Here is a 15766-nt window from a genome sequence, read left to right as displayed (position 1 = left end):
AATCAAAACTACATAAGCCGTCCGCATGCGGGACTTGGTTCAAAAGGAAAGTACTAAATCAGGGGCTTGAAGTTCTAATCAGGCTCCTGATTTTGAGCCCCTGACTTAGAACTTTCCTAATTTATTCTTTATACGTACTCTAAACAACGTGTCCATAATAAAAATAGCAAGTGCAATCATTCCTGCAATTTCCAGTGTCTGTACCAGATAGTAGCTGCTCCTGGCCCGGTCATTTGTAATAAAGTAATATACAGTCCGGTACATCCCCGCTCCCGGCACTGTAGGCAAAATTCCCGCAATTAAGAATATTGTCACCGGTGCCTTAAATATCCTGGCAAACGTATGGGAAGTTAATGCAATTGCGAGAGCAGACAAAAAAGCTGCAAGAACTGTACTTAAATCGTTCTGCAGTCCCAGCAGGTATGCGAATCCCCCTATTGCTCCTGCGGCCCCGGCATGGGGCAGATACTTCTTTGGAGTCTCCAAAAGTACCGCAAATGCTACAACAGCTGCAAAACAACCCACTACACCAAACAATAATTTCACAGCAGACCACCTCCTGTAAAAAAGTAATTTATAAAGGCCATTCCGGCACCTGCCCCGAGAGCTATGGCCACGGCTTTAAAAAATGCCTCCAAAATCCTTGCACTGCCGGAAATATAATCGCCCTGAAGAGTATCCCGTACAGCATTTGTTATTGCGACCCCCGGCACCAGGGGCATAATTGCACTTATAATGACTGTGTCATTGTTCAGAAAAGGAAAGAGCCCTTTTAGGAGCATTGCTGCTGCAGCCACCACAAGAGACGATAAGGCGTCCAGTATAAATCCGTTAATCTGCAGCTTTTTTCCTCCCGTTATCACCAGTGCCAGGATTGCCCCCACTGCTGCTGAGGCAAGTATCTCCGCACCTCCTCCCCCGTATAAAGGAGAGAAGCCTGCAGGAACCACCACTGTAGCAAGATTATACACCCAGACACGGTACTGCTTTCCGCTAATGGCTTTCATTTCTTCGAATGCAGCTTCCAGAGACAGCTTTCCTGTACAAAAATTTCTGGATATCTCATTTACCTGCATAATCCTATTCAGGTTTGTCCCTCGTTCCTGCACTCTCTTAATCATTGTAATCGGCTCCATATCCGGATTGCTGATGGTAGCTACGATTCCCGTCATCATCACACTAGCCTCAACAGTCTGCGTCCCAGCCGTGCGCAGGATGTGGTACATAGTGTCTTCTACCCTATAAGTCTCTGCCCCGCTCCGCAGCATCAGCTCACCCGCCATAACAGCCATATTCATCACAAGCTTGTAATCCATATTCTTATCCCACCTTCGCCATGTATTTTCAGCACACCTGTTTCAACACTGGTTGACTGTTCTAATTTTAAAAAGGAATGCTGCCATAATCCGCAACATTCCTCTGCATCCTTTTTATTGTAGTGCATCTGCGCAGCAGCAGACTACCAGCTTCCGCCTCCGCCTCCGCCGAAACCTCCGCCGGAAAAGCCGCCGCCTCCGCCTCCGCCGAAGCTTCCGCCGGAAAAGCCGCCGCCCCCAGAAGAACCCGAGGTGCTTAATTTTGGCACCGTCAATGTGTTGGCTGCCTTATCAAAACTGTTCACCATTAAACTGTGGAACACATAGTAATCAAAGAATGTATAGTGATGATATGGTACATACCACTCCGGGGCCGGCAGTGAAAGATCTTTCAATTTTTCGGAAAATACCTCAGAAAGCCCAAAGACATAAGCATAAGGAATAATATGGTAAAACCACTCCGGATTTGTTTTTGCCAGTTCATTCATCCGTTCCAGCTCGGCTGTCTCAATAAACTCCCTTAATCCGACCAGTCTTCCCATCCATTCCACACATTTCGGTGTACGTTTTTTCATAAAACCTGTGACGGCAATCATTATTCCAGTCATGACGGCTATAATTATCAACACCTGGCTATATTGAAACACTTCACCTCTATAAGCACGCGAAGTATAGATTACCACATACGTCAAGACTGAAAGAAAGCACATGCCTATGCCGATTCCTGCCGATATTCTTCTGGACTTTGAAGATTTACCATACCACCGGTCAATTCCATTGCAGAACATAATGGCCCCGGCTAAAAGAATTATCCATAACGCAATCTGCATCACAATCTGAACTGTATCAATAGCTGAATAGTACCCCATAGCCAGCATAAACCAGCCAAAAGGCAGCGTGCAAAATACCAATGACACCCGCCGGGCAGTACAGGATACCTTCGTATATGTTCCACCGCGCTTTTTAACAAAATTGCTAACCTGCTTTTTCGCAATGTCCATCGTCCCTTCGAAATTGTACTTCAGACTATTGACTTTGCATTCATCTTTGCGTCCAAATAGTTTCTTAAATACAGTCATCTGGTGTCCCGGTGTCTCCTCCGGAAGGTCTTTTAGTTTATAAAGCACAAGATTATGGCTCTTTTGCTCCTCTATACGCAGATACCCTTTGTCTGCCCAATATATAATCAGAGAAATGATGTCTTTGCTGTCAGCTTCATCGTCAATAATATACCCCACAGCAGCACTGTCCAGGTCCTCCGGGGGCTGATATTGTACAGAAGGAATAATTCGCTCATCTCTGCCGAATCTCCTATATAGAAAAGCAATCAGCGCAAATAGCAAAACACTCGGAATCAACAGCCATGGCAGGAGATTCAGATGATGAGTCCCTGTAAAATAACCTTTTTCCATCGGCACATAGAATGTCACGCCATTCCCCATGGGAAGATCCTGCTGTAAAATACCGATTACTGTATTATTGCTCCAGGAAAGTTTCAGGATTTCTGCCGCATTACGCTTTTTCCCCTGCTCTCCATAATAAAACTTCAGCTTGCTGTGATCAAATTCTTTCGGAAACGTCACTTTGAAACGACTGCCTGCCGGAATATCATCCTGCCACTGGTTTGGAAACACATTATAGTAGGCATTATTATAGTCTTTCCTTTGAAATTGCGGAGTAATCGTATAAGCAAGCCGATATTCACCGCCCATTTTATACTCACCTTCGGTGCCCAGGCGACCCACCCAGCTGCCATTTTCTTTGCTGACATCGAGAGGTTCATTTGCTTCTGTCTTCGTGAATTTGGCATAATATGGCACCTGCACTATTTCGGCTTTTTGATTATACTCGGCTACAGTTCCTTTATAGGGGATGTGACGGTAAATTCCCTGTCTGCCCGTATAAAAATCCACGCCGATATTCTCCGTGATCTCATAGGACTGGTCATCTCTTACTACAACATCTGTGCTAAAATACCGGGTGTGCATATTCGAATCTCTTTCGATCCCCGCTTTTGAATCAAAAGAGATTCCTGAAAACCAAAACACCAAAAATACATAGAGAAGAACTGGAAAAAGCCACTTGATAAGACCCATGTTGGACTTATTCATACCAATATCCTCCTCTTTTTAAAAACTCACCTTCACATTCTCTCTCTCCTGCGTCTCCGTTACTTCATACAGCGGTCTTCTCTTGAAACCGAAAATGCCGGCAACAATATTCCCCGGGAACATTTCAGCCTTTGTGTTAAACCGGTTAACTACACCATTGTAATACCTTCTGGAACCTGCGATCTCCTCTTCAATACGCTGCAGCTGGTCCTGTAACTGGAGAAAGTTTTGATTTGCCTTCAAATCCGGGTAGCTCTCGGAAAGTGCAAAAAGAGATTTTAAAGTGCCGCTTAAAATATTGTCATTTGCAATTCTTTCCTCTGCGGTAGATGCATTCATCGCCGCATTGCGTGCGGCAACCACCTTCTCAAGAGTTGCCGACTCATGTTTTGCATATCCCTTTACCGTCTCTACATAGTTAGGGATTAAATCGTATCTCTTCTTCAACGATACGTCCATAGCCGAAAATGCTTCTTCCGTCTTGTTTCTCAACTTGATGAACCCGTTGTAGGAACCTGCCAGCCAGATAACAACGATAACAATCACTGCAAGTATAATCCAAATTGCCATATCTTTAATCTCCTTTTCTATCAAATAGATTTTATGTCCTGCTATTAAGACTATACATTAATTTCTGCTTTTACGCCAATTTCTTTTTTATTCTTCTCCAATAACGGACAGATCACGTTTTTCAGATAAACTTCCACCTGCTCCTGAGCGCGGCCCACATATTTCGCCGGATCCATTGTTTTCTCCAAATCCTCCGAGCTGAGATTAAATGCATCGTCCTGAGCAATCAGTTCCAGAAGATTGTTGTCCAGACCTTTTTCTTTTACATTTCTTCCTGCCTCCATGGACAATTCACGTATTCGCTCATGCAGCTCCTGTCTGTCTCCTCCCGCTTTTACAGCATCCATCATAATGTTTTCTGTGGCCATAAAAGGCAGTTCGGACATCAAATGCTTTTCGATTACCTTTGGATATACCACAAGCCCATCCACCACATTCAGGCACAGATCCAGTATACCATCCACCGCCAGGAAGCCTTCCGGAATACTCAACCGTTTGTTTGCAGAATCATCCAGAGTTCTCTCGAACCACTGTACAGAAGCTGTAATTGCCGGATTCAGCGCGTCTACCAGTACATAGCGGGACAGAGAGGCAATTCTCTCGCTTCTCATGGGATTTCTTTTGTACGCCATGGCAGAAGAGCCGATCTGAGATTTTTCAAAAGGTTCCTCCACCTCCTTTAAATGTTGGAGCAGACGGATATCATTGGAAAATTTATGAGCACTGGACGCGATTCCTGCCAGTATATTTATCACTCTTGTATCCACTTTTCTGGAATACGTCTGCCCAGACACCGGATAGCATGCCTTAAATTTCATTTTTTCCGCTATCATAGGATCTATTCTGTCAATCGTTTCCTGGTCTCCATCAAAAAGTTCCAGAAAGCTTGCCTGAGTTCCTGTAGTTCCTTTGGACCCCAAAAGCTTTAAACTGCCAAGAACGTATTCCAGGTCTTCTAAATCCATCTCAAATTCCTGCATCCAAAGAGTAGCCCTTTTGCCTACCGTAGTCGGCTGCGCAGGCTGAAAATGTGTAAATCCTAAGGTTGGCAGCGCTTTGTATTCATCTGCAAATTTAGCCAGCTCGGCAATTACATTTACTAGTTTGGTTCTTACCAGTTTCAATGCTTCCGACATAATAATAATGTCTGTATTATCCCCCACATAGCAGGAAGTTGCTCCCAGATGAATAATCCCTTTCGCCTTCGGACACTGCACCCCATAGGCATATACATGGGACATCACATCGTGGCGCACCACTCTTTCTCTTTCTCTGGCCACATCATAATTGATGTCATCTGCATGAGCCTTCATTTCTTCAATCTGCTCATCTGTAATATGCAGACCCAGTTCTTTCTCCGTCTCCGCCAGAGCAATCCAAAGCCTTCTCCATGTCCTGAACTTCTTATCCTGTGAAAAAATATACTTCATCTCCCGGCTTGCATAGCGCTCAGAAAGAGGGCTGCTGTAACGATCTGTACTCATATAATTTAATCTCCTGTTCTTTATCAATGTAACATCCCGTCACTAGACTTAATAGAACCTCGTCAAGTGTCGGGATGTGACTCGCACTAACCTCGAAAGGACCTCACTAAGTGCCCTGCTCAAATTCATGGCTGATGTCTTTGTTGGGGACAGTCATAGGATATTTCCCCGTGAAACATGCATCACAAAAGCTTAAGTCCCCCACCATATCTTTTAGTTTTTCCACTTCCATATAGCCCAGTGAGTCAGCACCTATCATCTCACATATTTCCTTCGGTGTATGGGAGTGTGCAATCAGCTGCTCATTCGAGGGCACATCTGTTCCAAAATAACATGGGTAAAGAAACGGCGGTGAGCTTATCCTCACATGTACCTCCGTGGCGCCTTCCCTTTTCAGCATCTTGATAATGTTCGCACAGGTTGTTCCCCTTACCATGGAATCATCCACCATAACAATCCGTTTTCCTTTTACCACTTCGGGAATTACATTCAGTTTAATCTTTACACTGGACTCTCTTTCACTTTGTTTCGGTTTTATAAATGTTCTTCCCACATAGCTGTTTTTATGGAAAGCCATTCCGTAAGGGATTTTGGACTGTTCGGAATATCCCTTGGCAGCCACAAGTCCCGAGTCCGGCACACCGACTACAAGGTCTGCCTCTACTGGATAAGATTCTGCCAGAGCTTTTCCGGCTTTAATTCTGGCATGGTAGACATTCACTCCATCAATGGCACTGTCCATGCGGGCAAAATAAATATATTCAAAAATGCATCTTGCCTGAAAAGTACTGGGAACTGCCATGCTCAGATCAGACTCTATCCCGTCTTTTGTAAAGCTTACAATCTCGCCCGGCAGTACATCCCGCACCAATTCACCGCCTGCCGCGGTTACTGCACAGCTCTCAGATGCTAGTAAGTAAGTGTTCTCCTTCTTTCCGATACATAAGGGTTTTATTCCAAGAGGATCCCTTACACCAATCATCTTACGGGGGCTGCTTATAACAAGAGCATAGGCTCCTTCAATCTTCTTCATGGCATTTTTCACAGCGTCCTCTACTGTTGCTGCATGCAGCCGCTCCCTTGCAATGTGATAGGCAATGACCTCCGAGTCAACAGTCGTCTGGAAAATAGCTCCTGTATATTCCAATTCCCGCCTGAGCCTGGCCGCATTGACAAGATTGCCGTTGTGGGCGATGGCAAGTGTCCCTTTTATATAGTTAATGACAAGAGGCTGTGCGTTTTCAACCCGGCTTGCTCCTGCTGTAGAGTACCGCACATGTCCGACTCCCAGGTTACCCTTTAGTTTCTCCAGAGATGTTTCATCGAATACATCGTCTACATGTCCCAGGCCTTTTTTTGATAAAACTCTGCATTGTCCATATGTATCCGCCACCGCAATGCCGCAGCTTTCCTGCCCTCTGTGCTGCAGGGCAAAAAGTCCGTAATACATAAATGATGCCACGTCGCCGCCATTAAGGTCATATGCGCCGAAAACCCCACACTCTTCACCCATGCCTGTACTAAGCTTCCCCAATCTGCTCATGAATACACTCCCGATTATTGAATCCCGATGCGTTGAAATACTTCGTTATATGCGTCCTCCACATTTCCCATATCTCTCCGGAACCGGTCTTTGTCCAGTTTCTCATGTGTCTCTTTGTCCCACAGCCTGCATGTATCCGGTGAAATCTCGTCGGCAAGAATAATATTGTTATGGAACCTGCCATATTCAATCTTAAAATCAATTAACTCAATTCCCGCTTCTCCAAAGAATTTTTTCAATACCTCGTTTACCTTAAAAGTATACTCTGTTATTTTATCAATTTCCTCCCGCGTAGCAGCACCGATTGCTATGGCATAATAATCGTTGATCATTGGATCGCCCAGATCATCATTCTTATAGCTGAATTCCAGCGTGGGGACCAACAACTTTCTTCCTTCTTCGATTCCAAGCTTCTTGGAAAAGCTTCCTGCTGCCACATTCCGGACAATCACTTCCAGAGGAACAATCTCCACCTTTTTTACTGCGCTTTCTCTGTCACTGAGTTCCTCTACGTAATGGGTGGGCACACCTTCCTTTTCAAGTACTTGAAAAATATAGTTCGTCATCCGGTTATTAATTACACCTTTTCCAACGATTGTTCCCTTCTTTTCTCCGTTAAAGGCAGTAGCATCATCCTTATAGTCTACAATTACAATATCCGGGTCATCTGTTGCAAACACCTTTTTTGCTTTTCCTTCGTAAAGCTGTTCCAGTTTATTCATACATTTACACCTGTCCTTTACGTCTTCATCGTGTTAAGCTACCATAAAAGTATAATACAAGGCAATGGTAAAAGCAATATATCCACCGCCTTGTACAAGCTCACGTTCATTATTTATTTCAACTGATATATATAAATCCTACTAATATGATGCACCTTATGCATCATTAATTTGCAGTTATTTTGCCAAGAAACCCCTGCATTCTGGCATTGTCAGAACCAAATACTTCCTCCGGTGTCCCCTGCTCTTCAATGATGCCTTTGTCCATAAAAATAATATGGTCGGCTACATTTTTTGCAAAATTCATTTCATGAGTCACGATAACCATCGTCATCTGTTCTGCTGCCAGATCTTTGATCACCTTTAGGATTTCCCCCGTAAGTTCCGGATCCAGAGCCGACGTGGGCTCGTCAAAGAAAAGTATTTTAGGGTTCATGGCCAGTGCTCTCGCAATAGATACCCGCTGCTGCTGCCCTCCGGAAAGCTGATAGGGAAAGGCCTCCTCTTTGTCTTCCAGCCCCATCTTTTTCAAAAGGGCCCTGGCCTCTTTAAGTACTTCCTCTTTATCCCGTTTCTGTACCTTCAAAGGGGCATCGGTAATATTCTTCAGCACGGAAAAATGAGGGAACAGGTTGAAGTTCTGAAATACCAGACCAAACTTCCCTTCATAGTGAATATCCCCGCCATCCGGTGTCTCCAAATCCGTGGCACAGCGGAGCAATGTTGACTTCCCGGAACCGGAGGGCCCGATAATTGCAAGGACCTCCCCCTCCTCTACTTTCAGGGAGATGTCCTTTAATACTTCCACGCCGTCAAACCTTTTCTTAATATGGCTCATTTCAAGCAAACTCATGACATTTCCTCCTACTTATAATAATTCAATTTCTTTTCCAGCGTTTCCATCGCAACAGCCACGATCAGGTTAAACAGATAATAAAATATCCCGGCCGAAACCAGAGGAATGATAGACGTCTGAGACGCTGCAATCTGCTTTGCTGTAGTAAACATCTCCGCATATGCAATAGAAAATGCCAGCGAGGTGTCTTTTACAAGGGTGATAACTTCATTGGTCACAGACGACATAATTCTCTTAATTACCTGTGGGAAAATAACGCGGAAAAAAGTCTGCCCTCTACTGTAGCCCAAAAGCCGTGCCGCTTCATACTGCCCCACCGGCATAGACTCAATACCTCCCCGGTAAATTTCCGCAAAATAGGCGGCATAATTAATTGTAAATGCAATTAATACGGCACTTAGCCTGTAGGAAGCTGATATCCTGATCCCGAATATGTAGTAAGGTCCAAAATATACCACCATCAACTGCAGCATTAATGGTGTTCCCCGCATAATGGAAATGTAAATTTTTGCAATCCACTGGATGATCTTGATTTTTGACATTCTTCCAAATGCAACAATTAGTCCCAGGGGCAGGGAAAACAAAATGGTTGCAAAGAATATCCCCATCGTCCCTAGCATGCCCCCTGCCAATTGTCCCAGCATCGTCGTAATACTTATATTCATTCTCTTAATCCTCCGGGATTATTTGCCCAGGGTAACAGCATCCTCAACGCCCCATTTTTCTGCGATTGACATGAGCGTACCGTCCCCGGCCATCTCATCCAATGTCTTCTGTACCTGGTCCTTAAGCTTCTCATTTCCTTTTCTAAATCCGACAGCATATTGTTCACTGGATATAGCATCCTTCAGTATGACATATCCGCCCCCTCTTGATTCAATCTGGTAGTCTGCAACTCCTATGTCCATAGCAACTGCTTCTGCCGATCCAGCTTCCAGATCCATAAAAGCAGTATTGTAATCCGGCACTTGTGTCAGATTCCCAAATGTCCCGGCTAATTCCTTCTGGTCACCTTCCAGCGCTTTCAGTGCGGAGGAATCTGCCTGCACTTCCACGATTTTACCTGCCAGATCATCGAAGGATTTAATTCCGGAATCTTCTGAAACTACCACTACCTGACTATTATCCACGTAAGGTTCTGACCATGTATACTCATCCTCCCGGCCGTTTAAAGTAAATCCATTCCAGATGCAGTCGATGGTCCCTGCATTCAGCTCCATATCCTTGGCATCCCAGTCAATCGGCTGTTTTTCTAATTCCCAGCCGTTTCTCTCACATACCTCCTGAGCCAGATCCAAATCAAAGCCTACATATTCTCCGTCATCATCTTTATATCCATAGGGAGGAAAACTTGCATCAAATCCCAACGTAAAAGTATCTCCCTCTTTCTTTTCCTCGTTAATTACGGCTGTTTTTTTTCCCGCCCCGGCAGATGTATTTTTGTCTTTGTTTCCACACCCTGCTATGCCCGCTGATAATACAAGCACGGCAGTCATTGCCATTGCCAATTTTCTCTTCATAATATAATGTCCTCCTCGATCAAGTGCGCTTTCTTCTTTTATCAATTGATTGCTTTACCACGCTAAATCACTTGGACATAGTAACACATTTCTGCCTTTGTGTCAAACGTAGCACAGCTCACTATCCTGTGCTATATATGACTTCTCCTGTACTGCTGCTTCCATTTTTCCAGCAGCACCTCGGTTGGCTCCATCTGCAGATGCTCTCTGATATGCTCCATCTCCTGGCGCATCTGGGCATTGATTTCCGCATAATCATCATGCTTCGTCAGTAAAATGTGATATTCCTCCAGGGACATGTATTTGTAAGATGCATAGAGATACGGCTTCAGCAGCTGTGTATCCTCACATATCTGATAGGCTCTGTCGTACATCTTTGCCGACTCCTGATATAAAAAGAGTCTTCCGTACGCAGCCCCCAGACCTGCATAGATCTTCCCATAAAACTTAGGATCAACACTTTCATCCGATTCCTCATTGAGAATTGCCTGATATACAAGAATTGCTTCCTCAATCTCACCACTCTCCAGCAGATTGTCTCCCTTGAACTTCTGCCGTTCAATATCCTTCTGATTCTTCAAACGCTCCAGTACATTCTGTATCCGAATCATCTCCGGTTCTCTAAATATCTTAGAACTTTTCAGAATAGTCAGCACAAATTTTTCTACGGAACCGCGCATCTGGATAACATCCCTCAGGCTCGCTGCCAGCTCCGGCATCCCAATCTCTTCCTCCAGCCACGTGCAGAGCTGTTCGTTCATAATTGTGTAATCCACCAGATAAAGATTATTGCACAGATAATAGCATAATTCTTCAATTGTAAATATCTTGCAGTGGATCCTCGAAATTTCATAAGGATGCGTCGCATGTCTGTCATGACAGAGAATTAAACTTCCCATCGTTGCCTCCTAAATGTATAATCTTTTCTTCCTGGAAATCAGTCGGCAGGAAGAATTCTCCAAATCCTACATCCCGCACAGTAATCTTGCAGGTCTTCTCATCCAGAAATAAAGTTTCTATCTGAAGCCGCATAGAATATTCCCCTCTTTTGGGGAAGTTTTTCAAAGAAATCATTTCCGTTTTCAGTGTTCCCTGGACAAGAGATTCAACGTACAGTTCAATATCCTCCACATCTTCCAGCAGTACCTCCCACTGGTTATTAGACTCATACCAGTGGGCCCCCCAGGAGACAATAGGATACCGCATTTCCTGTCCGTCCACACGCATATTAACTGTAATCTGATCCGTCAGTTTTGTCTCCGCCAGATACACCGGATCTTCAATATGTATGAACATCTTCCGATATGCCGTGTAGCAGGCACCCTTGCTGTAAAGATTATTCCCGATAAATGCCCGCCTTCCATTGCACAGCACCCGGAGCGATGCGGGATACCAGTTATTCTCAAAACCTTCTCCGGTCAAAAAAACAGAAGAGACAATCCGCTTGTCGAATACACCTTCGATGAATCTGCTGAATCGTGCATCTGCTTCCTTCGCCTTATCCTCATTTAGTACCGGATAAACTGCAGCCAGCTCCTTCATGTGGGCACTTGCTACCTCGTCCACGGTGACAAACGTAGTTTTACCGCCTCCCAGACCGGGTTTTAGACGCCGCAGCATGTATGCCTTAATCTCATTTCGCTCACAGCAAAACAGGGCCGCCTCATACTGCCAGAGTTCTTTTGGCTGGTAAAACAAATAATTACAGAAACTTTCTTTATAGTCCTGGATAAAGATATGCCTTTTATCAACATTCATTCTTACCGCAATTCCTCGTAGGAGACCTGCCAGCTCCTCTGTCAGTTCCGGCACACTGAATACAATTCCATCTATCTGCGGGAAAGACTGCAGGGACATCTGGATGAACTTGGACAGCAGCCATACTGCATCATAGGTTTCTTCTCCAAATTCAATCTTCTCCCCCGCCAGACTCTTCTCCAGAAGCCGGGTCACCGTAAAACCTTCTTTAATAGTCACAAGACGCTTTGCCTCTTTACCGTAAGCCCACGTATCCCTAAGCTTACCGATAATCAACGGAATCTGATAATTATCAGAATCCACTTCCAGAGTCTCCGGCTCAAGCTGCTGTTCGTTATAGAAGCTGATCTGACAGGCCTTATTATTTATTTCATATCCAATTATATTACCTTGTCCCATGACAAACCTCCTGCTTATGCTGCTTGGATCTGGTCTTTTCGGACCCTAGCTGCAAAGTACATCCTGTCGACTTGGCGGGGTCCTTTCCCACCTTAGTGACATGGATGTTTTTTTAATACTGCTCAAACATATGCACTGCTATTGCGTCTTCTGCTGCATAAGCTTTCATCTTGTTCTCCTTTTCTTCGCCCTCGCACAAAAGCATATCATTCAGGCACCCGTATCTCCCAGCCTCTCCTATTTCCACTTCTTTTACGCATATTTCTTTATCACTTCGGTATGTGTTCCCGTCGATTGTCTCTTTGAAATAGTATTTCAGCTTTTCATTGGCAAAAAGGACAAACTTTCTCACGTAAAGATTCTCATACATAGGCGTCAGAACTTCCATGGAATAATCTATCTCTTGAAACTCCCCCTTCTGGAGCTGGTAGTAGAGCATAACACGGCTGCCCTTCTGTCCTTTATATTCAATCAAAGTCTTGTCCCAGAGTTGAAGCTCGATCAGCCACTCCTTTTCATAAGAAAGGAAAAACGGGAAATAAATCTGCTTTCCACAGAGTTCCTGCAGAAACTTCTTCAATGTCTTCCGTGTTCCGGAGTTATACTCACGGTTTGAATAGTATTTCAAAACTGCAATCTTACAGATGTCGATGGTGTCTTCTCCCTTTTCATATTCTTTGCATATGATATCAATAACGCTTTTGCCTATTTTCCGCTCTTCCACCACATAGCCTCTGGCCATATATGCAAGATATGCCTGCTGTAGTCTAAAGTACGCACCTTCTGCATAATAGTCCTCAAATATCTGTACCTCTGCAAACAACTCCTCGGAAAACAGCATCTGTGTCAAAATCCGTTCGGCCAGGCTGTGTGTGTGTACCTCATATTCTTTTGCCTCCCGCCAGAGTCTTTTCATATCTACCGTTGCGCCACAGTAATAATTTGCAAGATAAGTTAAAATAACTTTGTCATAATTACCCTGTTTAAACAATTCAAAACAGATATAGGTCAGGAAGTCATCATTCTCATAATTGCTCTCTCTTATTGTTTTGCTGCAGAGACCAAACAGCTCTTCTTCCTCGTAATTTTCCACACCATTTTTCTTGACAATGTCCAGCGTCAACAGCTCTTCATCTTCTCTCTGCTGATTTCTGCGCATGCCATTTAAATATTTCTTGCACATATCCATATAGCGGAGCTCATAAAACAGACGCCGGCTTTCATAGGGGATGGAATCTGTGTAATGTCTTCCATCTCTTGCTTCCCACACAAGACGATCAGTCTTTGAATAAAGAAATACCTGTGCTCCTTTGTCGGTATACGGTACCCTTTGCACAATATTCCCGTCATCCGCTATGACATAAATAAACTTCATATGCGGTATTTTTGTTGTAATTTCATAAGCATGGCAGATATCAAACAACGCATTGATCCGACCTGTATTCATGGCGCTCTCTATAATAAATCGCTTGTAAATAATACGCAGCTGTTCATCAATATGACGTTTTTCCAGCTGATTCCACGCAAAAGCTTCCATCTCATCCCTGTAATGAGCATAAATTTCACTGGATTCATCCTCATAGGTAATAAGATTTGAATACAACAGTGCACATTTGCGGTAATCCAACATATTTCCGTGCATAAAATACAGATACACAGATCTGGGCAGAGCTTTGTGAAAACGATCTTCCTGGATGGAAGCCATGTAATATTCATATAGCTGTGCAATCTTCTGTTCCGACTCCACAGCTTCTTCATACCATTTAAAATATTCCGGGCCCACACGGTTTCCCTTGATAAGCAGTGTGCAGATAGCTGTGAGGATCATATATTCTTCATACATTCTATATGACAGAACCATCGTTTCAAAAAGACGCTTGTCAAACTGCTTCAGCTGGCTGGCCAGATTAGCTGTATACAGGGCCAGTTCTTTCGTCATAAGCTTGTACTTTGCCGCAAAATACAAAACCTGCACCTCAAATGTGCCCAGTTTCTTCAAAGAGGAGCTCTTGTCACGAAAACACTTAAAGGCTTCCAGGTAGTACCATATACTGTGTGTCTTCTCCTCATAGAACTGGCGTTCCAAAGCACGCAGACGCTCACTGTAAATTTTATATTCTGAGTCCACGTTCACCAGCATACAAAGAATCATCCAGCTCTCCGGATGCTTCAGATAAGATTTGGACAGCTCTTCTGCCACCCTCCTCTGACCAATAGAGTCATTGCTTAACAAAGTAGTCAGATATAAATAATAAGAACTTATTTCCACATTTTTGCCGATTGCAAAACGATTGTAATTGTAAGACTCCAGAATAAGTTTCGCCTCATCGAAGTGCTTTCCAAGGAGACAGATGTGGGCATGGACAAGCAGATATATTTCATTTCTGCCGTTCTCGTCCCGCAGATGCTGAATCTTCTTCAGTGACTCTTCCGTCCATGTATTTAAATCAATCCTGCCGGCCTCATAAGTCAGGTATCGTTGGATAATACTGGCAAATTCTTTGTCCGAAGCACGATACTCCTCGCCCCGCTTTACATCCTTTTCTACCACAATTTCATAAGTCAGTGTCTCATAGGGCGTCTCGAGAATAATCTGGCCAAAGTTGCTTCCCCGATGAAGATTCTCTTCACTAATGATATACTCCAGCCGATACGAATTTCCAATAAACTCTTCTGTCGTTACTTTGGAATGTTCTACTGTGAGGAAATCTCCTACTGTGCGTACATCCATGGACAAAAATCCCCATGTGTTTTTCTTCACTGTGAGGGTCTCTTTGCGAGCCTCCTTCACTTCCATGAATGCACGGCTCTCTTCTTCCAGTGTCAGGAAAATCTTCTCCTTCTGCTTACAGCCTACCAGGAACTCCTCAAGGGCCTGCTGGTCCAGCTCCCACTTGCGCATATTGTTGTACAGTGCCTGTATGCGTTTGTCTTCATACTTCAATATCTCATAAAAATCTCTGGAGCGAAACAGCTTCTCTGCTTCTGCCGAGTCTCTGAAAGAAAGCTTCTTAAAATCTTCCAGACTCTGGACTTTCCCGTAACCTGTCATTACAAAAGGTTTCTCAATGATTGCTGTAAACGCAACATTGTACTCTCCTCCGTTGCAGACAATCGTAAACCTTCCATGCTCCACATGTCCCGGCACCAGTCCGGATCCATCGTATGTATAATAAATATTAACCGGATTTCCATCAAAGCCCTGCTCCTCACAGTGGACACGATAAGAAGAGGGATACACAAGCCCTCTGATCGTTCCCTCTCCCTGATTCTGCAGGGAGAAACTTCCTTTGTACATCTCACCTTCCCCGACACGCATGATGATCCGTGTCTCCGGAAAAATAATTTCCGGCTGAGAAATATGGAAATCCCCTTTGGAAAGACGTTTAATCTTATTTTTCAAGTTGGTCACCTACTCATATTTCTTTCATTGCATTTTTCCATAAGCACGCTATAATGAATTATATCATCTTTATGGTATTACTTG

General features: G+C 44.0%; 13 protein-coding genes. All 13 read right to left on the bottom strand.

The features are described 5' to 3' along the window. Positions 1-105 precede the first annotated feature (105 nt). Positions 106-546 (bottom strand): threonine/serine exporter family protein, encoded by a 441-nt coding sequence (locus BN3456_RS05360; RefSeq protein WP_089983106.1) that lies wholly within the window; start codon positions 544-546, stop codon positions 106-108. Then, a complete protein-coding gene (locus BN3456_RS05355) occupies positions 543-1316 on the bottom strand; it encodes a threonine/serine exporter family protein (protein ID WP_089983105.1) in 774 nt (257 codons plus the stop codon). Before BN3456_RS05355 ends, BN3456_RS05360 begins: the two co-directional genes overlap by 4 nt. A 143-nt stretch (positions 1317-1459) precedes the next feature. After that, positions 1460-3427, bottom strand: coding sequence for a DUF2207 domain-containing protein (locus BN3456_RS05350; RefSeq protein ID WP_242862809.1), 1968 nt, complete (start codon positions 3425-3427; stop codon positions 1460-1462). A gap of 18 nt (positions 3428-3445) precedes the next feature. Continuing rightward, positions 3446-3997, bottom strand: coding sequence for a LemA family protein (locus BN3456_RS05345; protein ID WP_089983104.1), 552 nt, complete (start codon positions 3995-3997; stop codon positions 3446-3448). Between the two features lie 50 nt (positions 3998-4047). Continuing rightward, positions 4048-5481: an adenylosuccinate lyase gene (gene purB / locus BN3456_RS05340; RefSeq protein ID WP_089983103.1), complete on the bottom strand. Its 1434-nt coding sequence runs from the start codon at positions 5479-5481 to the stop codon at positions 4048-4050. A gap of 106 nt (positions 5482-5587) precedes the next feature. Beyond that, on the bottom strand, positions 5588-7024 hold the full coding sequence (gene purF, locus BN3456_RS05335) for an amidophosphoribosyltransferase (RefSeq protein WP_089983102.1): 1437 nt from the start codon (positions 7022-7024) through the stop codon (positions 5588-5590). Between the two features lie 14 nt (positions 7025-7038). Continuing rightward, positions 7039-7746: a phosphoribosylaminoimidazolesuccinocarboxamide synthase gene (gene purC / locus BN3456_RS05330; protein WP_089983101.1), complete on the bottom strand. Its 708-nt coding sequence runs from the start codon at positions 7744-7746 to the stop codon at positions 7039-7041. A 166-nt stretch (positions 7747-7912) separates the two neighbouring features. Further along, entirely contained in the window at positions 7913-8599 is a 687-nt protein-coding gene (locus BN3456_RS05325; RefSeq protein WP_089983100.1) for an amino acid ABC transporter ATP-binding protein, read from the bottom strand. 11 nt (positions 8600-8610) lie between these two features. Next, positions 8611-9267, bottom strand: coding sequence for an amino acid ABC transporter permease (locus BN3456_RS05320; RefSeq protein WP_089983099.1), 657 nt, complete (start codon positions 9265-9267; stop codon positions 8611-8613). Positions 9268-9285: 18 nt separating this feature from the next. Next, a complete protein-coding gene (locus BN3456_RS05315; protein ID WP_089983098.1) occupies positions 9286-10122 on the bottom strand; it encodes an amino acid ABC transporter substrate-binding protein in 837 nt (278 codons plus the stop codon). 131 nt (positions 10123-10253) lie between these two features. Continuing rightward, positions 10254-11021: a hypothetical protein gene (locus tag BN3456_RS05310; RefSeq protein WP_089983097.1), complete on the bottom strand. Its 768-nt coding sequence runs from the start codon at positions 11019-11021 to the stop codon at positions 10254-10256. Continuing rightward, a complete protein-coding gene (locus BN3456_RS05305; protein WP_089983096.1) occupies positions 10996-12279 on the bottom strand; it encodes a DUF5716 family protein in 1284 nt (427 codons plus the stop codon). Before BN3456_RS05305 ends, BN3456_RS05310 begins: the two co-directional genes overlap by 26 nt. Positions 12280-12391: 112 nt before the next feature. Beyond that, a complete protein-coding gene (locus BN3456_RS05300; protein WP_347457840.1) occupies positions 12392-15691 on the bottom strand; it encodes a DUF5717 family protein in 3300 nt (1099 codons plus the stop codon). Between the last annotated feature and the right edge of the window lie 75 nt (positions 15692-15766).

This window comes from Clostridium sp. C105KSO13, assembly GCF_001517425.1.
Classification (GTDB): Bacteria; Bacillota; Clostridia; order Lachnospirales; family Lachnospiraceae; genus Muricomes.
The sequence above is the reverse complement of the archived record's forward strand: the minus strand, read 5'-3'. Positions and strand labels throughout refer to the sequence as shown.